At 46.7% G+C, this 25270-nt stretch carries 23 protein-coding genes and 1 other RNA gene; 13 read left to right on the plus strand and 11 right to left on the minus strand.

Going from position 1 to position 25270, the window contains the following annotated elements; genetic code table 11:
- Positions 1-12: 12 nt before the first annotated feature.
- From DRW07_RS00775 to ssrS, 4 genes are all read right to left on the minus strand, one after another.
- The gene (locus tag DRW07_RS00775; RefSeq protein WP_124025983.1) at positions 13-597 is read right to left on the minus strand and encodes a 5-formyltetrahydrofolate cyclo-ligase; all 585 of its coding nucleotides are present in this window, start codon (positions 595-597) and stop codon (positions 13-15) included.
- Between the two features lie 39 nt (positions 598-636).
- A complete protein-coding gene (locus DRW07_RS00780) occupies positions 637-1578 on the minus strand; it encodes a nucleoside hydrolase (protein WP_124025984.1) in 942 nt (313 codons plus the stop codon).
- On the minus strand, positions 1575-2474 hold the full coding sequence (locus DRW07_RS00785) for a ribokinase (RefSeq protein ID WP_124025985.1): 900 nt from the start codon (positions 2472-2474) through the stop codon (positions 1575-1577). Before DRW07_RS00785 ends, DRW07_RS00780 begins: the two co-directional genes overlap by 4 nt.
- A 15-nt stretch (positions 2475-2489) precedes the next feature.
- A non-coding RNA gene (gene ssrS, locus DRW07_RS00790) (6S RNA) lies at positions 2490-2671 on the minus strand.
- A gap of 80 nt (positions 2672-2751) precedes the next feature.
- Between ssrS and DRW07_RS00795 the strand changes: the two genes are divergently transcribed.
- From DRW07_RS00795 to DRW07_RS00810, 4 genes are read left to right on the plus strand one after another with little or no spacing between them, the layout of a single operon-like run.
- A complete protein-coding gene (locus DRW07_RS00795) occupies positions 2752-3345 on the plus strand; it encodes a UPF0149 family protein (protein WP_124025986.1) in 594 nt (197 codons plus the stop codon).
- Positions 3346-3348: 3 nt separating this feature from the next.
- On the plus strand, positions 3349-4662 hold the full coding sequence (gene pepP / locus DRW07_RS00800) for a Xaa-Pro aminopeptidase (protein ID WP_124025987.1): 1314 nt from the start codon (positions 3349-3351) through the stop codon (positions 4660-4662).
- Positions 4659-5855: a 2-octaprenyl-6-methoxyphenyl hydroxylase gene (gene ubiH, locus DRW07_RS00805; RefSeq protein ID WP_124025988.1), complete on the plus strand. Its 1197-nt coding sequence runs from the start codon at positions 4659-4661 to the stop codon at positions 5853-5855. Before pepP ends, ubiH begins: the two co-directional genes overlap by 4 nt.
- Complete coding sequence (locus DRW07_RS00810; protein ID WP_124025989.1) at positions 5842-6987, plus strand: FAD-dependent monooxygenase; 1146 nt, start codon at positions 5842-5844, stop codon at positions 6985-6987. The genes ubiH and DRW07_RS00810 overlap by 14 nt, the downstream gene beginning before the upstream one ends.
- A gap of 207 nt (positions 6988-7194) precedes the next feature.
- Here DRW07_RS00810 and DRW07_RS00815 read toward each other — a convergent pair whose 3' ends face one another.
- Entirely contained in the window at positions 7195-7941 is a 747-nt protein-coding gene (locus DRW07_RS00815) for a hypothetical protein (RefSeq protein ID WP_124025990.1), read from the minus strand.
- A 159-nt stretch (positions 7942-8100) separates the two neighbouring features.
- On the opposite strand from DRW07_RS00815, the gene DRW07_RS00820 reads away from it, so the two are divergent.
- Both DRW07_RS00820 and DRW07_RS00825 read left to right on the plus strand, forming a co-directional pair.
- The gene (locus DRW07_RS00820; RefSeq protein ID WP_124025991.1) at positions 8101-9378 is read left to right on the plus strand and encodes a M24 family metallopeptidase; all 1278 of its coding nucleotides are present in this window, start codon (positions 8101-8103) and stop codon (positions 9376-9378) included.
- 22 nt (positions 9379-9400) lie between these two features.
- Positions 9401-10087 carry a TMEM175 family protein gene (locus tag DRW07_RS00825; RefSeq protein WP_124025992.1) on the plus strand — a complete coding sequence of 229 codons (687 nt, stop codon included), beginning with the start codon at positions 9401-9403 and terminating at the stop codon, positions 10085-10087.
- On the opposite strand, the gene elbB is transcribed toward DRW07_RS00825, so the two are convergent.
- From elbB to DRW07_RS00840, 3 genes are read right to left on the minus strand one after another with little or no spacing between them, the layout of a single operon-like run.
- Positions 10084-10740: an isoprenoid biosynthesis glyoxalase ElbB gene (gene elbB, locus DRW07_RS00830; protein ID WP_124025993.1), complete on the minus strand. Its 657-nt coding sequence runs from the start codon at positions 10738-10740 to the stop codon at positions 10084-10086. The genes DRW07_RS00825 and elbB overlap by 4 nt on opposite strands.
- A 21-nt stretch (positions 10741-10761) precedes the next feature.
- Positions 10762-11271 (minus strand): rhodanese-like domain-containing protein, encoded by a 510-nt coding sequence (locus DRW07_RS00835; RefSeq protein WP_124025994.1) that lies wholly within the window; start codon positions 11269-11271, stop codon positions 10762-10764.
- Positions 11272-11306: 35 nt separating this feature from the next.
- Complete coding sequence (locus DRW07_RS00840; protein ID WP_124025995.1) at positions 11307-12170, minus strand: LysR family transcriptional regulator; 864 nt, start codon at positions 12168-12170, stop codon at positions 11307-11309.
- A gap of 142 nt (positions 12171-12312) precedes the next feature.
- Here DRW07_RS00840 and gcvT point away from each other — a divergent pair, with 142 nt between their 5' ends.
- The 7 genes from gcvT (at position 12313) to DRW07_RS00875 (ending at position 23008) form a co-directional block, all read left to right on the plus strand.
- Positions 12313-13407 (plus strand): glycine cleavage system aminomethyltransferase GcvT, encoded by a 1095-nt coding sequence (gene gcvT / locus DRW07_RS00845; RefSeq protein WP_124025996.1) that lies wholly within the window; start codon positions 12313-12315, stop codon positions 13405-13407.
- 27 nt (positions 13408-13434) lie between these two features.
- Positions 13435-13824 (plus strand): glycine cleavage system protein GcvH, encoded by a 390-nt coding sequence (gcvH, locus tag DRW07_RS00850; RefSeq protein ID WP_124025997.1) that lies wholly within the window; start codon positions 13435-13437, stop codon positions 13822-13824.
- Between the two features lie 42 nt (positions 13825-13866).
- On the plus strand, positions 13867-16770 hold the full coding sequence (gene gcvP, locus DRW07_RS00855) for an aminomethyl-transferring glycine dehydrogenase (protein ID WP_124025998.1): 2904 nt from the start codon (positions 13867-13869) through the stop codon (positions 16768-16770).
- Positions 16771-17000: 230 nt separating this feature from the next.
- A complete protein-coding gene (locus DRW07_RS00860; RefSeq protein ID WP_124025999.1) occupies positions 17001-19058 on the plus strand; it encodes a tetratricopeptide repeat-containing diguanylate cyclase in 2058 nt (685 codons plus the stop codon).
- Positions 19059-19174: 116 nt separating this feature from the next.
- Complete coding sequence (locus DRW07_RS00865) at positions 19175-20095, plus strand: cation diffusion facilitator family transporter (protein ID WP_124026000.1); 921 nt, start codon at positions 19175-19177, stop codon at positions 20093-20095.
- A gap of 72 nt (positions 20096-20167) precedes the next feature.
- Positions 20168-20851 carry a TorF family putative porin gene (locus tag DRW07_RS00870; protein WP_124026001.1) on the plus strand — a complete coding sequence of 228 codons (684 nt, stop codon included), beginning with the start codon at positions 20168-20170 and terminating at the stop codon, positions 20849-20851.
- 18 nt (positions 20852-20869) lie between these two features.
- Positions 20870-23008 (plus strand): methyl-accepting chemotaxis protein, encoded by a 2139-nt coding sequence (locus DRW07_RS00875; RefSeq protein ID WP_124026002.1) that lies wholly within the window; start codon positions 20870-20872, stop codon positions 23006-23008.
- 22 nt (positions 23009-23030) lie between these two features.
- Here the strand turns inward: DRW07_RS00875 and DRW07_RS00880 are convergent, their stop codons facing one another.
- The 3 genes from DRW07_RS00880 to DRW07_RS00890 all read right to left on the minus strand — a co-directional run bounded on the left by DRW07_RS00880 (position 23031) and on the right by DRW07_RS00890 (position 25255).
- Positions 23031-23807 (minus strand): substrate-binding periplasmic protein, encoded by a 777-nt coding sequence (locus DRW07_RS00880; RefSeq protein ID WP_124026003.1) that lies wholly within the window; start codon positions 23805-23807, stop codon positions 23031-23033.
- A 152-nt stretch (positions 23808-23959) separates the two neighbouring features.
- The gene (locus tag DRW07_RS00885; protein ID WP_124026004.1) at positions 23960-24322 is read right to left on the minus strand and encodes a hypothetical protein; all 363 of its coding nucleotides are present in this window, start codon (positions 24320-24322) and stop codon (positions 23960-23962) included.
- 9 nt (positions 24323-24331) lie between these two features.
- A complete protein-coding gene (locus tag DRW07_RS00890; RefSeq protein ID WP_205665340.1) occupies positions 24332-25255 on the minus strand; it encodes an SPFH domain-containing protein in 924 nt (307 codons plus the stop codon).
- Positions 25256-25270: the final 15 nt, after the last annotated feature.

The following is a 25270-nucleotide window of genomic DNA, read 5'->3' on the forward strand; positions in this document are numbered from 1 at the left end:
GGGCAGTGTGAATTATATTATCTGTTCTGGCGTGACCACGTAATCGAGCGGTATGTCCCAGGGTTCAGCGGGTAGGGTATTATCGTAGTATTGGCATTCATGCGCCACCCCTATGAAGATGGCTTTTTTATTTTTATCTCTTATTGCGGCTAAGGTTCTGTCGTAAAACCCTCCGCCCATACCAAGACGATTTTTGTGTTGGTCGAAAGCGACAAGGGGCATCAGGATCACATCCAGTTCAGCCAAGGTAACTAAGGTATTGCAAGCCAAAGCGGGTTCTTCAATATGGAATCTATTTTTAGTCATTTGTGTCATGGGGGAATACCCCTGAAAAAGCAAATAGCCTTGACTAAAGGGGTGCAATACGGGCAATGCCGTCATTTTTTTCTGTTGCCAACACCAAGTTATAAAAGGCGTAAGGTTTATTTCCCCCCGATGCGCCAAATAAACACTCACCGTGCGGGCGTGCTGAATGATTTTACTGCTCTGTAATTGCTGGCAAAGTGCCGTTGCAGCCTGATGTTGCGCGGTGGCAGATAATGCCGCGCGTGCTGCCTTAAAGTGCTTTCTTAGGTGTTGTCTATTAGTGTGAGACATAGTGGCGAAAACAGGTGGCAGCAGCGCGTTTTGCAGACGTTATCGTGCGTAGGTGTCGATAAACAGTTGCGTTAATCGTGGGTGGTCAACACGAACGGCAACTTTCACCTTCTGTGCGTTCAGCCACAGCGGACTAGCTGTAGTGCCCTCAGGGGCCACAGAAGTTTGCCCGCGGTTCAATTCGTCAGTTGAAATGCGAATATGTCCCTCTGTGAACTCAAATAAGTCAGGTTCAATTAAATGGGCAAGCGGAAAGGCATCGTGGAAAAAGCACACGCGGTCACTACGACCCTGCGAGTAGAAGTCAATATAAAATTGTGATGAGCGCTGAACGAAGCCACCAAGTACGGGGTTTTTTTCAGCAAGAATATCGACAAATGCAGGATCAAATGGAACGGCATTGGTAACATCCAGGCCGAACATGTGAATATCCCAGTCGGCTGAAAATACTATATCGGCAGCGTGTGCATCATTCCAGATGTTTGCCTCAGCAACAGGGGTCACATTGCCTTTTACAAATGCCGCACCGCCCATAATATTAACGCCTTTGATGAGCTTCGGCAGCTCGGGTTCGAGGCGCAAGGCTAGCGCTAAATTGCCCAAAGGACCTACTGCAACCAGTGTTATTTCCCCAGGGTATTGTCTCGCCATGTCCACAATGAACTGGGCAGAAGAGCGCGGATCTAGCTCACCTTTGGGCGCAGGATGATTGATATCGCCAAAGCCGTCATCTCCGTGAACAAAATGGGCATAGCTTGACTCAGGCCCCACCCATGGCATCCCCACACCTTTGGTAACAGGGATGTCCATTTTTGCCAATTCACACAACGCTAGTGCATTTTGTGCTGACATACTAACAGGCACGTTGCCATATACCGTTGTGAGTCCAAGCACTTCAATATCGGGAGATTGAAATGCAAAAAAGATAGCCATCGCATCATCGATGCCCGGATCCGTGTCCAATATAATCTTGTGGGTCATGAGTTACCTTCTTTTTGTAAAAAAGCGTCGACTTCGCTTTGGTTGGGTATAGATTGTGCGGCACCCGCGCGCGTGACAGAGATAGCAGAAGCGGCACAGCCTCGTTGCAGTGCCTGCTGACTATCGATGTTTTGACTATACGCAGCAAGGAAAAAGCCGATAAAAGTGTCTCCAGCGGCGGTGGTGTCTACTGCGTCTACAGTGAAGGCATCCACCTCAACGAGCTGACCTTGGCTAAGCATGCATACGCCTTGTTTTCCTAACGTCAGGATAATATCTTTGTTTGGCCACTGTTGCTTACAATAATCCAAAATCCCTGCTTTATCGTCGCATCCAGTTAGCATGGCGCCTTCAACTTCATTCACTATCAATAAATCAATATCGTTAAGTGGTAGCTCCTTCACAGCGTCTGTCATTGGGGCAGGGTTGAAAGCGACACGAACGCCACGTTGTTTTGCGATGGCGATGGCACTCTCTAAGGCACTGGTTTCATTTTGCAGTAATAACCAATCATCCTTACTGGCGGTGGCTAATGCCTGCTCGATGTCTCTAGAGGCGATAGTTTGGTTAGCACCACCAAACAGCACAATAGCGTTTTCACCTTCTGGCGTGACCTGAATAATGGCATGGCCAGAGGGTGTTTCTTCTAACGCAATATGTTCGCAGTCAACACCGTAGCGTGTCAGCATGGAAACATACTGATTATCGCTTTTGCAAAGCTTTCCTATATGTTTAACGCTGGCGCCCGCTCTAGCGAGGGCGACAGACTGATTGGCGCCTTTGCCACCTAGCAATTGTTGATAAGCAGTAGATGCCATGGTTTCGCCAGGCTGAACAAAATGGTCAACCTGATAAACGTGGTCAATATTGACTGATCCTAAATTATAAATGGTCATAATCTATCCAATAGGGTGTTTCCCAAAGTGCCGCTGTTCATTGTTCGCCCGTGAACCGAAAAGTTCAGGGCGGAAGCCTCTTCGCCACCGTAGGCTTCTCAGTACGCGCTGAGCTTGCACAATAGCAGCGTGTCAGCTTCCTTGGTTTAAAGCATCGGCCAGGGACATGAATGAACTGGCTAACACCTCAGGAAACATAAACTTGTAGACCAAGGGCGTCAGGGTATATGAAACGCCCGTGTTCGTGAAGTAGATCATAGCACTTAACTTAGGTAGCATGACGTCAAAAGCGATTAAGAGTATTGGTGTGATTAAAAAACAAACCTATGAAGACGTTGCTGCCGTATTAAAACAGCACAATGTTATTGCAGACCCTGCGGAGATTCATGGAATCTTATGTGGATTACTGAGTGGTGGCATGGGCCATGCACAAAACGACTGGGTCAATGTTCTGCAAGACACTTGTAATGAAGAGGGCACGTTTAATGAACAAACCCTGTTCACGCTAACGCAGGTGTTTAATGAATGTTGTCAGGATTTAATTGAAGGTCAGTTTGGATTAAATTTGTTGCTGCCCAACGACGAGGCAAGTCTAAATGTCCGAGGTGTGGCCCTTATTGAATGGGTACAGGGGTTTATGCTGGGGTTTGGCATGCAGCAAAATGACCTTACCGGCTGCTCTGATGAAGTAAAAGAAGTGATGGCCGATTTTTCTGACATCGCGCGTATGGAAGAGCCGATGGAAGAAGATGAAGAGTCAGAACGTGCACTTCAGGAAGTGATTGAATACGTGCGCATGTCAGCAATGTTTTGCTTTAGTGAATTGGGCAAATCACTACTGGATGATGCACCTTCACCCTCGGTACATTAATGCATGATTACGCAAGAAGAATATGTCACTCGCCAATCTCGTTTATTGGCTAAATGTTTGCCCAATAGCATTCTTATTATTCGCAGTGCGTCTGAGTTGACTCGCAGCAGAGATACAGAGTTTCCATTCAGGCAGGACAGCGACTTTTTTTACCTGACGGGTTTTAACGAGCCCGACAGCTGGTTAATTTTGTCTAATCGCAACGATACAGACGCGCCGTTTCGTGCCATGTCAGTCAGGCCTACCGACAGGCATGCTGAAATTTGGCATGGGCGTCGACTGGGTGTAGATAGGGCTCAGGAATCGTTTATGTTGGATATGTGCTTTTCCAATGATGACCTTCCTGAAGCTTTGCTAACGTTGGTAGATGGCCACGAGCATGTGTATCTCTCATTGGGGCATCACCCCCAAAGTGATGAACTGGTGCCCGACGTTGTCGCCCAACTCAAAGCGTCTAGAACGGCAGTCGCACCCACAGCGTTTATTGACTGGCAGCCGATTGTACATGAGATGCGCTTGTTTAAGTCCTGTGCTGAAATTGCCATTATGAAACAAGCCGCAAAGATTTCTGTTGAGGCGCATAAGCGTGCGATGACCGCTTCACAACCGGGTAAATTTGAGTACCAGTTGGCGGCAGATATGCACCATACATTTGCTTCGCAAGGTGCGCTGGCGCCTGCCTACAACACAATAGTCGGAAGCGGTGAAAACGCCTGTATTTTGCACTACACAGAAAACCGCGATGCGATGAAAGACGGTGACTTGGTACTCATTGATGCGGGCGCAGAGCTCGACGGCTATGCCAGCGATATCACCCGCACGTTCCCGATAAATGGAACGTTTAGTAAAGCACAGAAAGCCCTGTACGAGCTGGTACTGCAATCGCAGGAAAGCGCTCTGTCACTGCTGGTTGCTGGCAACACTATTAACGACGCGAATGAAGAGGTTGTAGAGATTTTGACCACAGGACTTGTTGAACTGGGTATTCTGTCTGGAGAGGTCAATCAACTCATTGCAGATAAAGCTTATCGACGCTTTTACATGCACGGACTTGGCCATTGGCTAGGTCTGGATGTTCACGATGTGGGCGACTACAAGTCACAAGGTAAAGACAGACCTCTGCAACCAGGTATGGTATTAACGGTAGAGCCCGGCCTGTATATTCCTGATGAAGAAGACATTCCCGATGAATACCGCGGTATTGGCATAAGAATAGAAGACAACATTGTTATTACCGCAAACGGCAATGACATCATCACTGAGGATGCGCCGAAAACGATTGCTGCAATAGAAAGCCTTATGCAGGGCTCTGAATGAGCCAGGGCCTGCAAAACTATGATATAGCCATTATTGGCGGAGGAGCCACTGGATGTGCCATGGCCCTTGGACTGCAGCGTCATACCCGCTTAAATGTAGTATTGATTGATGCCGGTGAACCCCCTAATCCTCATAGTGAACAAGCCGGTTTTGACCAACGAACCATCGCTCTTTCTGATCAAAGCTTACGCATTCTGCAAGCACTCGGATGTAGTCTGAATAAGATGGTTAGCGCACCCATTGAACATATTCACGTTAGTGATAAAGGGCATGCTGGTCAGGTGTTGCTTCACGCAAACGACTATGGCATCGAAGCGTTTGGTTTGGTGGTGTCGTTGGCACAATTGGGTCAGCAGCTTTATCAATCACTCGATCTTACTGCTGATCGCCTGACCTACCTGAACAGAACTGAGGTTACAGAGATAGTGCGTACTCAGGAACATTGCCAATTCACATTAAGTAGCGGCAAGACGCTAACTAGTAAGTTACTGATTATGGCTGATGGTGGTCGTTCAACTCTGGCTGAGCAGTTAGGCTTTAGGCGAACGCACAATCATTATGAACAAACGGCTATCACGCTTTCTCTGGAGACCAGTGAGCCGCACAGAGGGTGGGCGTATGAACGCTTTACTGATTCTGGGCCTTTGGCTTTATTGCCGCTAGAATCACACCGGTTTGGTGTGGTGTGGACAGTCCTCTCTGATGAGGCAGAGTATTGGTTAACGCAAAGCGATAAGCAGGTTATCAATCATCTTCAGGCGCAATTTGGGTATCGCTGCGGGATGATTAAACGCATCAGTGAGAGAGCCTCTTATCCACTGGCGCTTCGTCAACTGGACTCGGTGTTTCAACACCGTTGTGTGGCAATAGGCAATGCAGCACAAACTTTACATCCTATTGCGGGGCAGGGCGTGAATTTAGGGTTTCGCGATGTGAGTGACTTGTTGTCAGTGGTAAAGGAACATGCCCAGGACGCTGGCCTATACAGTGTTCTTCGGGCGTACCAGCAAAAACGTCATGTCGACAAAACTCGCACTGTATTTATGACCGATGCGTTAGTGCGCCTTTTCTCGAATCAACATTTACCGCTGGTCATGGGCCGCAATATTGGTCTGACCGGGCTGAACTTCCTGCCAAATGCAAAAAAAGCATTTGCGCACAACGCTATGGGTAAATCACATGCAGCACTTTGATATTAGTATTGTGGGTGCCGGTATGGTTGGCTTGGCCCTGGCTCGCGCGCTCGCGCCACTGAACAAACGCATTGCACTTATTGGGGCTGAACCTTTGACTCAATCGCTGCCTACTGAGCCCACGCTTCGGGTGTCAGCAATCAATTTACACAACCAAAGTCAGCTTGAAGCGCTCAATGTTTGGCAGCATCTAGACACTACCCGTACATGCACTTATGACGATATGTTGGTATGGGAAGCGCGCAGTTTTGGTAAAATTACGTTTACTGCCAGTGAAGCAAATGCAAGTCATTTGGGTACCATTGTGGAAAACCAAGCACTGGTAAATGCACTGGCAAAAGAAGTGTTAACACAGAGTAATGTGCAGGTGTTTGACGCTGTTAGTATTGACAAGCTGTCGCTGGGTGAAAAGCAGCATGCGATTGTGTTGAGTGACGAACAAATGCTGTCGACCGATTTTATTGTTGGAGCAGACGGTGGCCAGTCTCTGGTTCGAAAAATCGCCAATTTTCCACTGACGTTTCGCGATTATGGCCAGCAGGCCATAGTGGCAACCATCAAGACTACTTTACCCCATGAAAACTGTGCCCGACAGGTATTTACCGAACATGGTCCGCTGGCGTTGTTACCTTTGGGCGACCCGCATTTATGCTCTATTGTCTGGTCTCAAACCACTAAAGTTAGTGAAGCACTGCTGGTACTGGACGAAGACGCGTTTAACAAGGCCCTTATGGTAACCAGTGATCAGGTGTTAGGTAAGATTCGCCTTGCCAGTGAAAGAAGGGCGTTTCCGCTAAAAATGCAGTACGCACGCAAATGGCTCGACAATAATCTGGTGCTGTGTGGCGATGCTGCGCATACCATTCACCCTTTGGCTGGACAGGGCGTCAATCTCGGTTTTGGTGACGTGTGGCATTTGGCCGATTATTTGCTACAAAACGGCGATCTTCGCCAGTACGAACGTTCACGCAAAACCCATGCAGTAAAGACTATTGCTGCAATGGAAGGCTTCCATCAGCTCTTTACAGGCAGTCATCCGCTTAAAAAGCTTATTCGCAGCAGTGGTTTGTCATTAGTGAACAAGCAAGATCTATTGAAAGGGTCGCTGTTGTCACAAGCGTTAGGGGTGTAGCGCCGCCACCATAACTACCTACTTGGTTAATTCAATGATAGACACAATAGGCTCTTGGGTAACTGTAGCAACGCCGGTATCAGTTGATGACCAATTTGATAGAAGGGTCAAGTTTAGCAAGCCGTGCAGATGATGGGTGTACTACGCTGACTATTAATCACGCGGTAGAGAAAACACCTGTAGCATGCTGGTAAAGCGTGTTTCTGGTTATTTGTCTCGCATTTGGATAAGAATGTGAAACTGATTGATATACTCAAGCTCCCTGAAACTGGGTGGCGCAGTTTGTGTCATGGATGACGTAAGCGCGTTAAACCAACTCTGGCGTTGCATGTCTTCCAGTATGGTGTTGTTGGCGCCTACCTCGATATCAAAACCTCGGATCTCGCAAAATGTGGTTTTGCAGATCACGGCATCCAGTTTTACGTGATGACCCAATTCATGCAGTGTGTAAAAGTCTTGGATTTGATTTTCAAAGTAGGGCGCCCAAGATTCATCGCGTTTATCCCTGATGTATTTTGCGAAGAATGTTTTAATTGAAAATTCGTGGCTGAGCATGGCACTTTTAAACGGCTCTGGAAGATTATTGTGGATGATACTGTTGTCAAAAGAATCTGGCTGCTGCAACCCCGCTTCTTGCATAAGAGCATAAGCTTCGTCTATTTTCCGGTAAGCGTTTTGCAATTGTCCTTTCACAACAAGCAACTGTGCATTTAATTGTTCTATCTTTTCGTTTTCCTCGAGCGCTCCAGAATCCTCGTGATTTTCAGACATCACATCTTGGATACAGGATTTGGTAATAGCGGGAGGCGCAATGTTGGCATGAGATGGGGACTGCGATACATGTTGAGTTGCAATAGGTAAAGGCTCGAGGTGCGATGAAAAACTCCATCTACCCGCAAAGAATGCTGCAGTTATGGCACACAGTGCGACCAATGTCAGACTGATTTTGTTCATTATACTTCCTTGTACACTTTGATATCGACACACCAAAATTAACGGTTGTAGTTAGATTCGTCAATCCATAGCATCGTATGCAACAGCCAGTTTGAACTGTTATCTTGCTTATTTGGCATGTACTCTTTAACTTCACGGAATTTTGCAGGTTGCATAATAATGAATAAAAGAACGTTCCTGAAACTCTCAGCCCTAGGAATGGCGGCGGCTTCTGTACCTACAGTTGCTTTGTCGGCACCGGTAGCGAAAAAAGACAGTAAATTGCCGGCAGTCGATATGAATGTCTCACCGATCTCTGTAAAAGAGAGGTTAGGACGTATCCAAAAAGCGCAAGCAGTAATGGCCGAGCAAGACATTAGTGCCATAGTGCTAGAGCCTGGTCCTGCGATGGACTATTTTACTGGCATTCAGTGGTGGCGCAGTGAACGGCTGGTTTCTGTGGTGATCCCCCGACAAGGTGACATCGCCATTATCTGCCCTTTCTTTGAAGAATCCAGCATCAGAGAGCTACTCGTATTTGGTGACGATGTTAGATTATGGCAGGAAGACGAAAACCCGTATCAGCGGGTAAAAGAAGTGTTAGCTGATAGGGGAGTTAACAGCGGTAAGTTAGGCTTTGAGAGCAGCGTGAGGTTTTTCGTTCTCGACGGCATTATGTCGCTATTGCCTACTATGTCATACACCAGCGCAGAGCCCGTGACGCTAGCCTGTAGAATGTTTAAATCGCCACATGAAATTGCCCTGATGCACAAAGCCAGTGAGGTTACTCTTCGTGCTTATGAGTATTTATATAGTGTACTTGAAGCAGGCATGACCCAAGCGGATGTGAAAAGTGTGTTGGTATCTACTCAGAGTGCGCTAGGAGGTGGCGGGGCTTGGGGTATGGCCTTGTTTGACGAAGCAAGTGCTTACCCACACGGTACAAAAAAATCGCATACCTTGAAAGAAGGATCGATCATATTAATGGATTGTGGTTGTAACGTGCATGGCTATCGCTCTGATATAAGCAGAACTTTGGTGTTTGGTGAACCCAGCAAACAACATCGTCGGGTGTGGGATACCGTCAGGCAAGGGCAGCAAATTGCCTTTGAGGCCGCTCAGGTCGGTACGCCCGCAGGCCGCATTGATGATTTGGTCAGGCAATTTTACGAAAGAAGTGGGTTTGGCCCAGATTACAAACTACCCGGTTTGTCGCACAGAACAGGCCATGGAATTGGTATGGAGGGCCATGAGCCCATCAATTTTGTAAGGGGAGAAAAGACCAAGCTTGCTAAAGGCATGTGCTTGTCAAATGAGCCGGGTATTTATCTTCCGGGCGAGTTTGGCGTAAGGATAGAAGACTGTATCTACATGGGGGAACGTCAGGCACATTGGTTTACCGAACCGCCCGTTTCCATTGACCAACCACTTGGAAAACTTGCGACGTTAAAGGTGTAACGGCCAGCAATCAGAGGCAAATATGGACGAACAGGGCAAGCAACAATTCAAGATGCGTGGTGAAGCCATGACGCGCATCGAGATTTTCGTGGCAGCGGCGTTTGCTTTTGCCATCACTATGCTGATTATTTCACTGGATGACATGCCGCGAAACATGGACGAGTTTAAAATGGCCATTAGGAATATTCCCAGCTTTCTGATGAGCAGTGCTCTCATTATTTATGTGTGGCATATTCATGCTAACTGGTCACGTCATTACGGCCTGGAAGATCGTATGACTGTGTTTCTTAGCAGTGTGTTGATTTGCATAGTCCTGATTTTCATGTACCCGCTAAGACTGATGATGCAGGGGTTGTTTTTTATAGTGTCTGACGGCTACTTTCCGTTGGGTATAGAACTTGATGGCTATGACAATTTAAGAATGATGTTTTTGTTCTATGCTATCGGCTTCTTGGCGTTAACGGTGAACTTTTGGGCCCTGTATGCTTATGCCCGACATTTACGTGTAAAGTTGGCTCTCAGCGAACTTGAGCTCAAGTATACCCGCGAGAACGAGATTAGCTGGTTGCTCAACTGTGTTATTAGTGCGGCTGTGATTACGGTAATGGTGTTCATTCCTGACAACCTGCTCATCTATTCGCCGCACCTTTTCTTTCTGCTATTCACGACCAGCTATATCGTTAAAAAACTGAATGTGATTAAGGCTTAATCAATAGCAGCCACCAGTTTGCTAACGATGTTGTCAATACTGGCTGCTGCTTCGGTAATATTAGCTGCCAGCATATACGCAGGTGTCGAGAATACCTTATAGGTTTCATCGTAAACCACGCCGTCTACGCTTGAATCAACATGGCTGGCACCCATAGCATTAAGCGCTTCGGCTGTACTTGCATCTGTTCCTATAGTGAGTTTCACACCCTGAGGATACACGGCAGGGATAATGGCAGGGGCGATACAGGCATAGGCCGCCGGTTTGCCAGCATCGGCAAAGGCTTTACAGGCGGCGAGTACATCTTCATTCACCTCACTGTCTTTACCATGTACTGCAAACGTGCATAGGTTCTTGGCTGCGCCAAAACCGCCCGGAAGCATAAGGGCGTCAAACTCATCTGCATTAAGCTCGGCCACATTTTGAATATCACCGCGCGCAATTCGGGCTGCTTCAACCAGCACATTGCGTGTATCGCTTTCGTCTACTTCGCCTGTGAGGTGATTCACCACATGCAACTGGTTGATATCGGGGGCGAAACAGCTGTACTTCACACCCGCTCTTTCCAGGGCCAACAATGTTAGTACCGATTCGTGAATTTCAGCACCATCGAATACCCCAGAACCGCTTAAAATAACCGCTACCTTTTTCATAAATGCTCCTTAAAAACGAATTTATTGATTCCATGGCATACGTGCCATGAGCAAAGCCAGACCACAGGTGCCTGTGGCACCGGTTACAAATAATCCCACGCCCAACAATCCAGTAAACCATAACCACTGCATTGAAACCGTAGCGGCTAGCAGTGTACTAATCAATACACCCGCTCCGACTGTGAGTTGCACCTGACGGTCGAGCGTTAAGCCTTTAGGTTGCCCTTTTACTACGTGAAGCCCAGCTTCCTGCCAGCCATTGATGCCGCCTTTAAGGTTGTGAAAGCGTAAATGTGCATAACGGATTTGCAATTGCTTAATGGCCTTTTCGGCCCGAATGCCCTTTTGACAGTACACTACCACGTCGCTGATGCCATCGGCGATCATAAACTTGTCGAGCTTGCTGAGTGCCGCCAAGGTTGAACCTTCAATGTGCGCAGTCGCGTGTTCTGCCGGTTCGCGTACATCAATGAAGAGTGTCGTCGGCTGGTTTACCAGAGAATATGTATCATGCGGAGCAATGGTATTCACTGCGCAACCTCCTTACTTTTTTTAAATCGAACTGTTTAGTCGCCCATCAGTCGCCGGGCCAAAAACGCGGTTAAGGTATCCAACGCGGCCTGTTGCAGTGACGGCGCATTTTGCTGACGCTGAAACAGTCCGATATGAATGTAACCCAAAGCGGGCAAATGTTTATGCCTGAGTATTTGTAAGTTTTCAGGCACGCTGCGCTTTGCCAGTGCAGTAATGCCTAACCCTTGCTGCATGGCCACAGTCAACCCACCCAAATCCGAGTTAGTGTAGGCAATACGCCAAGGCACAGTTTGTTGTTTGAGACGGCTAATCACCCGTGAACGATAGACACATCCATCGGCGGCTAACACCAGATCAACTTGTTTAGACGTAGGTAGGTGGTTAGCGTCACCCACCCAGACTAACTGGTCACTGACCCAATGCTGGGCTTGAGCTACATTTTTGTCTTCGACCAACGCCAATACAAGGTCGTACTTATCTCGGTTTGCTTCTTCCAACAGGTTTCTGCTCAATGCAGAGGTGACATCCAGAGAGACATCAGGATATTGCAAAGCAAACTCGCCAATTAACGAAGGTAATAGTAAAGACGCAAACTCACTGGGAATACCCAAACGTATTCGTCCTCGGAGGCCCGCGTCGCTCATATGCACAAATACCTCGTCATTCAGGGCTAACATTCGCTGGGCCTGGCTGTACAACCAGTTACCGTCTGACGTCGGAATATAACGTTGCCCCTTTTTTTCGAAAAGGCGTTTGTCTAACTGTTCTTCCAGCTTTTTTATTTGCAAGCTGATGGCCGGTTGCGAGCGACCTAAAATATCGCCAGCTTTGGCAAAGCCACCTTGTTGAATAATGGTCACGAAGGTGCGCAGTGTGTCTAAGGAAAGCTGTCTCAATTGATTTGTAAATTTAATTTAATGAGTATTAATACATAAGAATTGTAAATGTATTTATAACAATTTCAAATTTGTTGTTTAGTCACACTGTTTCTATACTTTTGAAGTTTTTTAAATCCTACAATATCACACAGGCGACCCTATGAGCACTGAGCAAAATCAGCGTACCGCACTCTATCAGGAACACGTCAACCTAAATGCCAAGCTAGTCGACTTTTTTGGTTGGGACATGCCCATAAATTACGGCTCTCAAATTGAAGAGCACAATGCCGTTCGTCAAGACGCTGGCATGTTCGACGTGTCACATATGACCATTGTTGATGTGATTGGTGAAGATGCCCAAGCCTATCTACGCAAATTACTGGCTAATGATGTGCTAAAGCTTCAGGACAAAGGTAAAGCGTTGTACAGCGGCATGCTTAATGAAGACGGCGGTGTGGTAGACGACCTGATCGTGTATTTCTTTGAAGAAACGAATTACCGCTTGGTGGTGAACTCTGCCACCCGTGAAAAAGACATCAACTGGTTAAACAAGGTTGCAGAAGGCTTTAACGTTAACATTAACGAGCGCGACGAGTTTGCCATGATCGCCGTTCAGGGCCCTAACGCCAAAGAAAAAGCCGCTACAGTATTCAGTGCCGCACAAAAAGAGGCCGTGGCAGGCATGAAGCCGTTTTACGGTGTTCAGGCAGAAGACTTGTTTATCGCTACTACAGGTTATACCGGTGAGGCCGGCTATGAAATTATTGTGCCCGTAGGGTCTGCCCCTGGGTTGTGGCAACAACTGCTCAAGGCAGGCGTTGCACCTTGTGGATTGGGGGCCCGTGACACGCTACGTCTGGAAGCGGGCATGAACCTGTATGGTCAAGATATGGACGAGACAGTCTCACCACTGGCAGCCAATATGGGCTGGACTATTACTTGGGAGCCCAGTGATCGCGACTTCATGGGCCGAGCAGCACTAGAAAAACAAAAAGCAGAAGGCACCCAAAAGCTGGTAGGCCTAGTAATGACCGAAAAAGGTGTATTACGTGCCGGTCAGAATGTTCGTTGTGACGCCGGCGAAGGCATCATCACCTCAGGAACGTTTTCCCCAACCTTAGGCCATGCTATTGCCTTTGCTCGTGTGCCTGCCAATGTGGGTGATACGGTTGAAGTGGAAATGCGTAAGAAGTGGGTTACAGTAAAAGTAGTCAAGCCAAGCTTCGTTCGCAACGGCAAGTCTGTATTGTCTTAATCAATTTTTAACAGCAAGGAAAAAATCATGAGCAACATCCCATCTGATTTACGTTATGCCTCTACACACGAATGGGTTCGTCCCGAGGGCGACGGTGTATTTACGGTTGGTATTACTGATCACGCACAAGACCTGTTGGGTGACATGGTGTTTGTTGAATTACCTGACGTAGGCGATGCCGTTAGTACGGGTGACGATATTGTTGTGGCAGAGTCGGTAAAAGCCGCTTCTGATGTTTATGCACCAATAACTGGTGAAATCATTGCCGTCAATGAGGATTTGGACGGCTCACCTGAATTGGTGAACAGCGACCCTTACGGCGACGGATGGATGTTCAAAATTAAGGCTGATGATGCGGGCGAAGTTGAAAGCCTGATGGACGCTGAAGGCTATGAAAATAGCTTGGATGATGAATAAGTAAGCACTTACACATTTAACGAACGAAGAAGTATATACGCTATGTCAAATACGCCACTTTCTCTGACTGAATTAGAGCAACGTAATGATTTTATTGGGCGCCATATTGGGCCTGATGAAAATGAAATGCAGGTCATGCTGGATACCATTGATGCTGAATCTTTGGACGCCTTAATCCAAGAAACCGTGCCTGCGGGCATTTTGTTGCCAGAGCCACTGAAAGTGGGCGAAGGCGCGACAGAAGTAGACGCGCTTGCCGAGCTAAAGGCCGTAGCGAAGAAGAATAAAATTAATCGTTCGTTCATTGGCATGGGGTATTACGATACGCACGTGCCGAATGTGATTTTGCGCAACGTACTGGAGAATCCAGGTTGGTATACCGCGTACACACCGTATCAGCCTGAGATTGCTCAAGGCAGATTAGAAGCCATTCTAAACTTCCAGCAGCTAACTATCGATCTCACCGGTTTAGAGCTTGCGTCAGCGTCTCTACTTGATGAAGCAACCGCTGCTGCAGAAGCGATGGCGCTATCAAAACGCGTTTCAAAAAATCGCAAAGCAAGCTTGTACTTCATCGCGGACGATGTGCATCCGCAAACCCGAGATGTAGTAGAAACCCGTGCAGAAATGTTTGGCTTCGGCATTATAACAGGTCCGGCGGAAGAAGCCGCAGAGCATGATGTGTTTGGTGCCTTGCTTCAGTATCCGACCACCACCGGTGAAATTAAAGATATCAGCGCTATCATAGCGGCAGTGCAGGCGAAAAAAGGCATTGTGTCTGTTGCCGCAGACCTAATGAGCTTGGTGTTGCTGAGATCGCCTGGCGAAATGGGTGCTGATGTTGTGTTCGGTAGCGCCCAGCGTTTTGGTGTGCCTATGGGCTATGGCGGTCCACACGCCGCCTTCTTTGCTACCCGTGATGCCTACAAACGTTCGCTTCCTGGCCGTATTATTGGTGTGAGTAAGGATACCCGTGGTCGCCCGGCACTTCGCATGGCGTTGCAGACCCGTGAGCAGCATATCCGACGCGAAAAAGCTAACTCAAACATTTGTACTGCACAGGTGTTGTTAGCCAATATGGCGTCTTTCTACGCGGTGTATCATGGACCGCAAGGTTTGAGAACCATTGCTCAGCGTATTCACCGCTTTGCCGACATCTTTGCCCGTGCACTGGCGGTGAAAGAAGTGGGTACACTGCATAATACCTACTTCGATACCATCACAGTGCAAACTGACAACAAACAAGCCATTCTGGACGCGGCCTATGCCAAGGGGATTAACCTGCGTGCCGATTTGGAAAATGCCGTAGGTGTGTCGTTTGACGAAACCACTACACGTCAGGATATTGAGCAATTACTTGATGTTTTCTTGAGCGAAGGGCATGGGTTAAGCGTTGAAAAGCTTGATGCCGAAGTCACCACACAAGCTATCGAATCTATTCCAAATGATTTACAACGCACCAGTGATTTCTTAACTCACGAGGTTTTCAATCAGTACCATTCAGAAACTGAGATGTTGCGTTATATCAAGTCGCTTGAAAATAAAGACTTAGCGCTCAACCACTCGATGATTTCATTGGGCTCGTGCACCATGAAGCTAAACGCAACAGCTGAAATGATCCCGGTAACCTGGCCTGAATTTGGCGGTTTACACCCGTTTGCCCCACTTGATCAAGCGGCGGGCTATCAAGAGATGATCAGCGAGTTAAGCGACTGGTTAATCAATATTACGGGTTACGATAATTTGTCTATGCAGCCAAACTCAGGTGCACAAGGTGAGTACGCAGGGTTATTGGCTATTCAGCGCTATCATGAAAGTCGCGGCGAAGGACACAGAAATGTGTGCCTTATTCCAAGCTCAGCCCACGGCACCAATCCTGCCTCGGCACAAATGGTGAGCCTGAAAGTGGTGGTAGTCAACTGTGATAGCGATGGTAACGTTGATCTTAACGACTTGCGAGCCAAGGCTGAAGAAGTGGGCGACAACTTGTCATGTGCCATGATCACTTACCCGTCAACCCACGGTGTATATGAAAAAACGGCGCGTGAAATTTGTGACATCATTCACCAGCACGGCGGGCAGGTGTACATGGACGGCGCTAACATGAATGCGCAGGTGGGTATTACGTCACCAGGCTTCATTGGGTCTGATGTATCGCACTTAAACTTGCACAAAACATTCTGTATTCCGCATGGTGGCGGTGGTCCTGGTATGGGGCCGATTGGTGTTAAATCGCACCTTGCGCCTTTCTTGCCTAATCACACAGTGGTAAACGTAGACACAGCAGGTGAACAATGTGGTGCGGTATCAGCAGCGCCATGGGGCAGTGCGTCTATTTTACCTATTAGCTATATGTACATCAAAATGATGGGTAGTGCAGGCCTTCGAAAAGCAACAGAGGTGGCTATTTTGAATGCTAACTATGTGGCGAAGAAGCTATCGGGCCATTTTGAAGTACTGTATACCGGTGCAAATGGCCGTGTGGCGCACGAGTGTATTATTGATTTGCGCCCGCTTAAAGAAGCCAGTGGTGTTACTGAAATGGATGTAGCGAAACGTTTGAACGATTATGGTTTCCACGCTCCAACCATGAGCTTCCCAGTAGCGGGTACGCTAATGATTGAACCTACAGAATCAGAAGCTTTGTACGAGCTCGACCGATTCTGTGAAGCCATGATCTCAATTCGTGAAGAAATTGCCAAAGTAGAAAGTGGCGAGTGGGATGCCACAGACAACCCACTGCACAATGCACCGCACACTCTGGCTGATATCTGTGACAGCGACTGGAACCGCAGCTACGACAGAAACACCGCAGCTTATCCGGTAGAAGCGGTAGCCCGCAACAAGTTCTGGCCTACGGTAAACCGTATTGACGATGTGTACGGTGACAGGAACTTGGTTTGTAGTTGTCCTGATTTGGACAGTTATAGGGATATTGCTGAATAAGTGAGTACGGCAATTCTAGTTGTAAACTAGGTCAATATTTTATCAGAAGCGAGTATTGCAATAGTGGTACTCGCTTTTTTATTCATAATCGTTTATCGATACACATTAATTACCTTCCTAACCTACTTGCCGCCACCTTGGTGCCAAGACATCAGACCAAGACAATCTGTGCTAATCACGTATACTGGTCCGCGACTTATCATAATTAACAGAAAGCGGATGTTTCCTTTATGAAAGCCTTAGTGCGTGCTGTTTTTACGCTGTTTACCTTAATAATTTTGAGTCTGCCACCTTTACAGGCGGCGTCTATACAAGAGGTTGAGCAAGCGCGAGAAAAGGGCGATCTCATTGTTGCTGACAACAAGGCCAGAGAACTGCTTCAGACAGCTACAGAAAAGAGTGATATTTCACTTGAAGCGAATGCGAAATTTCAGCTTGCGCGCAATGCCATGGAGCGTAATGACTACCCTGAGGCACAAGCATGGCTTAATCAGTCAAGCACACTTTTCCAAGAAATCGGCGATGAGTTGGGTATGGCAAAAACCTATCGCCAGATCGGGTTAACGTACCGTTATCAATCGAACTATTCCGTGTCGCTGGAATACCTTTATATGGCCTTGGCTATTTATCAAAGCCAAGGTTCACCGCGGGATTTAGCTTCAATCAACAACAGCCTTGGCGTGGTGTTGGAAAAAATGGGGCAATTTAACGAGGCAACGGTCTATCATCAGCAAGCGCTAGAGGCTAACTATGCGTTGAACGATCAGTCGGGTATTGCTTCTGCGCTCTATAACCTGGCCGATATTCGACGGGTAATGGGCGATTACGCGTTAGCCTTGGACTATTTTACCCAAGCTCTTGAAATAGATGAGGCAAACGGCAACAAGAAAGATATTGCGTACAGCAGTTACAAAATGGGCTATGTGAATATGCAGATGGGTAACTATGAGTTAGCCGGTCAGTTTATGCAGCGTGCGCATCAGCTTTTTCAAGAAATAGGCGCAAAACGAGATATAGATTGGGCACTATCAGGGCTTGCTGATTTGGCGATGCGGCAAGGCAAGCTGGCAGACGCAGAGGCACTGGCTCGGGGCATTATCGAGCGGGCCAAAGCGAATAATTACAACAGTTTGCTACTTGATGTATACCAAACACTGATTGACATTTTATTACTTAAAAAAGAGTACGCAGAGGCGCTAAATGTCATTAATGTCGCCATGGAGCTGGCTGAGAATATTAATGAGTCACACAAGATTTCACAATTGCTTGCATTAAAGGTGACAGCATCAGAAGCGCTAGCTGATGTTAGCGTGGCCTATGAAGCCTTAAAACGTCAAAAAGAGCTGGATGATACATTATTTAACCAAACCCGTTTAGACGCACTTGCGTCTGCACAAGCTCAAACAGAATTTGTGCGACGCGCCAATGAAATTGAACGGCTAAAACAACAGCAGGCTTTACAGGAAATACAGGCTAAAGCTGAACGCGAAAATCGCCAAATGCTCGCTATCGGTATAGTGGGCCTGGCGGTAGTGGCATTTTTGTTGTATTCCCGACGTGTACAATCTAACTATACGAAACAGCTAGAAAGTGAAGTAGCCCTGCGTACCAGTGAACTTAAAAAGGCCAATGAGGAACTTGCAGCACTTAGCTTGACAGACAAACTAACGGGCTTGAACAACCGTCGCTTCATAGAGAATCAGCTTGATGCCGACATTGCCAGTGTGCTTCGCAAGCACAAACAAGCCGAGTATGGTGATTTACCCGAACACGCTGATTTGTGTATGTATGTGGTTGATTTAGATAACTTTAAGGCAATTAATGACACCTTTGGTCACACCGCGGGTGATCGCGTATTGCAACAAACTGCCACCCGATTAAAGCGTATCTTTAGGGAGTCAGACTACCTTGTTCGCTGGGGCGGTGAAGAATTTGTTGCTGTCGCACGTTTCGTTAATCGCGCCGATGCTGAAGTACTTGCCAAACGCATTATTAACGATATTCAAAACACACCTTTTACACTCGATCAGACAAAATCAGAAACCATCACTTGTAGTGTAGGTTTTGCTTGTTTCCCCTTTGCCTGTGGGCACCACAGTGAAGAGCCGCTTGTCGACATGTTTACCGCAGCTGATCAGTGTCTATATGCCGCGAAACAGTCTGGACGTAATACCTGGGTAGGCGTGAGCGATATTAACGACTCCTCGGTTTTGCCTTTGCCTTCGTCACTTGTGGCACTAGAGGAATTGGCCGGTCAAGACAAGCTAAAACTGTTACATAAGCGCTAAAACTGCAGCGTGAGCCAACTGAGTAATCGACCTAAAACAAATTCAATTGAAAAAGCTAGACTAATTAAAAAACAGGCGTAAACTCCCGCCACTTATTCTTTAGATTTGATTAAAAAATGGTCGTTGGCGTTTGTCAGCAGCAGGAGAAGAACTTGCTGCGTTTGTCTTTCGTGGCCGCAGGAGTGTTTGTAATTTTAGCCTTCGGTTTCGCTATTTTGAGCGATTCTGGAGCCATATTATTTGATGGTATTTACTCATTAATCGCTTTTTTTATGGCGTTACTTACCTTAAAAGTGTCCGATTTGGTAGACCTACCAGACGACGACCGTTTTCATTTTGGTTATACCGCGATTGAACCCACGCTAAACTTGTTTAAAGCGCTGATTATTATCGTCGGCTGCTTGTACGCTGTGGTGTCGTCTATATCAGCGCTTATGGCTGGTGGTACTGAGGCCGAATATGGCGTAGGCATAATATATGGTGTTGTGGCGACGGTTTCATGTTTAGGAATTTCTTTATTTATGCGCCTCAAAGGCAGCCACATCCGTTCAGATTTGGTTGCTGTAGATTCACACACGTGGTTGGTGGATGGTGTACTTAGTGCGTCGATTTTACTTGGCTTTTTAATTGCCTATTTTTTTGAGCGCAATGGTTTGTCACATTGGTCGCCTTTTGTAGACCCAGTCCTACTCGTGGGGCTGGGCATAGCTATGCTGCCTGTGCCGGTAAAAATTATGCTAGAAAGGCTCAATGAAGTGATCCACAAAGCGCCGCCTGAAAAAGTAACCAAGGCCATAGAGAAACGCCTCACCCATACGCTGACAGACGTACCCTATCGACATGTTGAGGTGAGGATAAGTAAAGCGGGGCGTAATATTTATTTACTAGTCCATATCATAGTGGCCCCTTCTTTTTCTGTAAAAACGATTGCAGAACTCGACACCATTCGTAAACGCTGTGAAGAAGAAATGCAGGCTTGGGAGCCTGCCATCGTTATGGATATTCTTTTTGTCAGTGACCCAAAATTAGCTGACTAATTAATCGTTTATTCATCACTTTTTAAAATACCAACTATACTCTGTTTGAACACACAAAAACGGAATAAAATTATGTACAAAAATATCGCCAGAGTATTTGTTTTATCACTCTTTTTTAGCTCATTTGTGAACGCAGAAACTACGGGCTCTGTTACCTTTGCGTCAGACTATTTGTTCAACGGCGTGTCACAAACTGACGAAAAGCCCGCCTTGCAGTTTAGCCTCGATTATGCCGATGAATCGGGATGGTATGTCGGTACATGGAGTTCAAATGTCGACTTTGGTGACGGTACAGACTATGAAGTCGATGTTTATGCCGGGTATGGTGGCGAGTTTGAAAGTGGTATTACCTATGATGTTTCGTTGCTCTATTATGCCTATTTTGGTGGCTCTACAAGTAGCGAAGGTAGCTACCCTGAACTCGTGGTGTCGTTCGGTTTGGGCGATACTACCTTGAGTGCCTCCTATTCATGGGATTATTTTGGCACTGAAGCCGACCATGTCATTCTTGCACTTGATAAATCAATGCCCGTCAGTGAAAGCTGGACGCTCAACATGGGGATAAATATGAGCACCAGTCTGGACGACGATCTTTATACGTGGGATGGGAATGATGAAGCCTATATTCACTTTTATCTGAGCGCAGACACCCAATGGCGAGGTCTTGATTTTTCCATTGGCGTTCATAGCACAGATTTAGACACTTATGGTGAAACACGTCTGTTGGGCACGGTATCTCGTTCATTTAGTTTCTAAAAGGAAAGCGCGGTTACCATGCTTAGTTCAACGTCTTCGTTAACGTCGAAACTTCTTATTATCATAGGCGCTCTGTTTATTATGTTGGCGCTTATTTTTATTTCTGCCAGTTTCGTTTTGCAAAAATCGGCTGGCAGCCGGATAGGTGACACAGTATCTACAGAGATACGTGAGCAAATTGAGGCTACTGTGACGGCGCGAGCATCGGAGTATAGCGCACAAACAGAAGCACTCATTACTGCAGCATACAAATATCCATTTGTGTTAGCGTCAATACTACAAAACAGTATTGAAAACCGTGGCCAGAATGCCTTAACACGTGCGCAAGCAGAGGCTGCGGTGCGTAGCGTGTTGGCTGAGAGTGATACATCTAGTTTGTATGCGCAATTTGAAGTGGGTCAGTTTGATGGAAGACAGAATGACTTCTTGAGTGGTTTTTCTCATTCCGTTGATGGCACCGGAAGCTTTGAGGTCTATTTTGTGCGCGACCAAGACGGTCAAATTGTGCAGGAGCCAATCGACGATGCCGCTGAAAAGTTTGACACCACAACCGATGAATTTGGATTTCGTGCCGCAGAATGGTTTTTGTGCAACAAAGAGCAAATGCGTCCCTGTGTAGCTAACCCCTATGAATACGAAATTCGGCCCGGGTACAGTGAATTAATGACAAGTTTGACAGTACCCGTTATTGCCAATGGTCGCTTTAGGGGGGTGGTAGGCGCAGATCTCAACTTGCCCATACTGCAGCAGCGGGCGAATGAACTCAAAACCTCTTTGTATAATGGGCGTTCAACGGTGTTCGTAGTCAGTGACAAAGGCTTTTTGGCCGCTGCCACAGACAATGAGGACAAACTTGCCCGACCTTTCGCAGAAGTTTTTTCAAATAAATCACGCAGTGAAAGCTTGTTGTCGTTATCTGGGGGCAGTGAAACGCTGACCGCCGATGGCAAGATTTTTGTCACCATTCCCATCAATATTGCGCTTGCTGATACGACTTGGTATTTAGTTGTTGGGGTTGATGAATCTGCTGCGCTAGCGCCGGTTAAAAATGTGACAAATGAGATAGATGCGTCAACCGTGTCTATGATCACAACGCAAGTATTGGCCGCCATTATTGCCACTGCTGCGGCGTTATTTGTAGTACTTCTGTTGACTCGAAGCATAGTTCGTCCTGTCAAGCAGGTGGCTGACAGAATGAGTGAATTGTCTGGCAAAGGGGGCGACTTAACCCAAGAAATAAAGGTAGAGTCGCATGCAGAACTTATTCAGTTGAGTACCGCGTTTAACCAGTTTCGTGAAAAAGTACGAGACTTGCTTGATCAGGCTAAACAGAGTTGTGCTGACGTAATTGGAAACAGCAAGACTACTCAGGAAAACGCCGATAAGACCGAAAATCAAATTCGATCACAAGAGCTTGAAATCGACAGTGTGGTGACCGCCATTACACAAATGTCAGAAGCTGCTAGAGAAGTTGCCCAAACCGCCGCCGATACCGCTTCGAATGCTGACACAGCCAACGAGTCAGTCAAAGAAACAGAGCAAGAAGTATCAGAATCCACAGAGTCTGTTCGGGCCCTGAGTGACGATATGGTCGAGGCTTCCTCGGCGGTTAATACGGTGTCTCAGCGAACCGAAGACATTCAGAAAATCTTGGATGTGATTGGGTCTATTGCTGAGCAAACCAACTTATTGGCACTCAATGCTGCAATCGAAGCAGCACGAGCCGGTGAAGAGGGACGTGGCTTTAGCGTAGTAGCTGATGAGGTAAGGGGGCTAGCGTCTCGCACGGCCGATTCAGTTGATGAAATTGCCAATGTGATCAGAGGGCTTAGAAGCGAAGTAAGCCGCACTGTTGGTATTATGGAGCAGGGCACCAAACGCGCTGAAAGTGCTGCTGAGCGTGCTCAGTCGTCATTTAGTAAAATGAAAACGACCGCAAAGCAGATTGAAGAAATCAGTGCGCGAATGATGCAAATGGCTACAGCGGCTGAACAGCAGAGTCAGGTAAGTGAAGAACTGAATAAGAATATGGTCACGATTGGTGATATTACTAAGGAGGTATCGTTGTTATCTGCAGCATCCGCAGGCAGTGCAAAAGAGATTTACGATTCAGTCAACTCCCTTGATCAACTGCTCGCAAAATTGAAGACCCATTAGTACAAACGGCATGGATGCCGTGCTAATTCTGTGAAGGAGTCTTTGACCAATCAGAGAGCTGATATTTCGCCAAAATCTGTTGTAACTTGCCATTCGCTCTAAGTTCCGTCATACCATCTGACAATATGTCGGCGAGCTTATTGGAATCTTCATGAGCAGGCGAAAATGCAATATAGATATTTAAACGAGAAACCAGCCCTGCCTCTCTTATTCTATTCCTGATATTTAAGCGTGTTGCCAAGTAGTTAGTTACTCTTCTGTCGTCAATAAACACACTGATGCGGTTGGCAATAAGTTTATTGAGATTCTGTTCCAGCGGGTTTTTCCCGTAGACAACCTGTACTTTGATGTTGTCACTATGTGCCTGAATGTAGGTATCTATTTCATTAGAATAGCTATAATCACTGACCACACCTAAAAGCTGGTTTTCCAACGAGGTGATGTTGCGATATACCCAGTCACTTTCTTTTATCGTGAAGAAAGTATATTCACTGACGCCTTGTTCATTATCCGGAAAGATAAAATCGGGTGCATCGGGTTTAGTGGCACCAATTATGCCGTGGAACTTCCCACTGCGCGCTGCCTTGACGGCTCGGTTCCAAGGCATCTTGATATATTCTATTTGATAGCCTGCGTTACTGAGTACTTCTTCAGCGACCTCTACAATGTAACCCGGTGAGGATGTATTGGGTGTGATGTTGTAGGGCGGCCAGGCATCGGCCACAATGGTAATGGTTTCAGCATGGCTTAACTTGGCAAATAGCGACAATATCAGCAGGACAATGCGTGTAGTTTTCACTTTGTAGCAACTTCAGGTTGGCTCGTGGCGACGAACACATCAACTCAAAATATGACCTTAGTGTATAACGCTGGGGAAGAATAGTCATTAAAACCCCACTCGGCAGCATAACAATGCCACCGAGTGATGTGCAGCCTCAATATAGCGTCTTACTATTTTTCGTCGTCACTTTTTTCGTTTTTGTCGGACAGTGAGGTGTTTTGCTTTTGCTCCTCTATCAGGGTTTCCAAACGCGCCGACGATTCTTCAGCGGTTAAGGTTTCGGGTGAGGCGTCCTTCTTTTCAGCAAGCGCGGCGTTGGTAGCCGCAAACGTCTCGCTGACCTCCAAATTAGAGGTTGCTGGTGTGCCACTTTGCAGCAGCAGTAATATACCAATAGCTCCTCCCGCAGTGAAAACAACAAGCATCTCAGTTTGTCTCTCTTTACTCAGCTTCTTTTTGGCCAGCATAAAAATGACACCAAATACCACCAAAATGATTAAAATTTCGGGTAAGGCTTCCATTATTGCGCTCATACAGACCTCCTAGTTAGCAGATTGCTTGGATGTTTTCTTCGTTTGCTCTGCAAATAATGCTTGTTGCAAGCCCACAGTGCCTAAGGCTTCTACCGGCACAAACACCTTGTTTTCTGATTCAGCCATTTTTTCCAACACTTCTAATGCTCGGTATGAAAGGTATTTGTCTGTGACCGACGTAGACAATATTTCATTGACCTCTTTCGTGGCCTCTGCTTTTTCCCTATCGATAGCGCGCTGCATTTTGGCTTGTGCTAACTCTCGTTCCTGGGTAATTTTTTGAATTTCAAACTGGGCACGTTCGCGCTCTATTTGCTCCCGTCTTTCCGCAGCTTGTTCTTTTGCTTTAGTAATAATGTCAGGAAATTGAACATCTGCTAACCCGAGGCGTTTCAACTTTAACGGTGTATCAGTAAGGGCACTGGCAATTGCATTTTGTAGCTCGGTACTAATGCGTTCTCTTGAGCTGGCCACCTCATTGATGCTGTATTCCGCCATAATTTGTCTGGCAACATCCCTGATAATTGGTTGAGCATAAGTTTGATACACTTTTAATATGTCTATTCTTCCTTTCTCTGCTGGTACGCGGTTATAAATATCATCAATTTTGTCCATGTCTACACTGACCGTCATACGTAGATCAAAATTCATAGATAACTGGTCTTTGGGCATAAACAACTGGAACTTCTCAAAGCGCGGTTGATCAGATGCATCCAGCGTAATTAAACGGTCACAATACATCAGACAGGGGTCCAGCCTGAATCTACTTGGCCCATAGGTTCCGTCTTTAAAACCATTCTTAGTTAACACTTTGCCTACACTGGCGGGTTCGATAGTGACCTTTTCGCCAAATAGACTGCAACCACTTAACGTTACTAACGCCGTACCCATCACAGCCAGTTGAGAAAGTTTTTTTAAGTGCTTTTTCATCATGCATCTCCTTGCTTT

This window comes from Paralteromonas sediminis (assembly GCF_003820355.1).
Lineage (GTDB): Bacteria > Pseudomonadota > Gammaproteobacteria > Enterobacterales > Alteromonadaceae > Alteromonas_F > Alteromonas_F sediminis.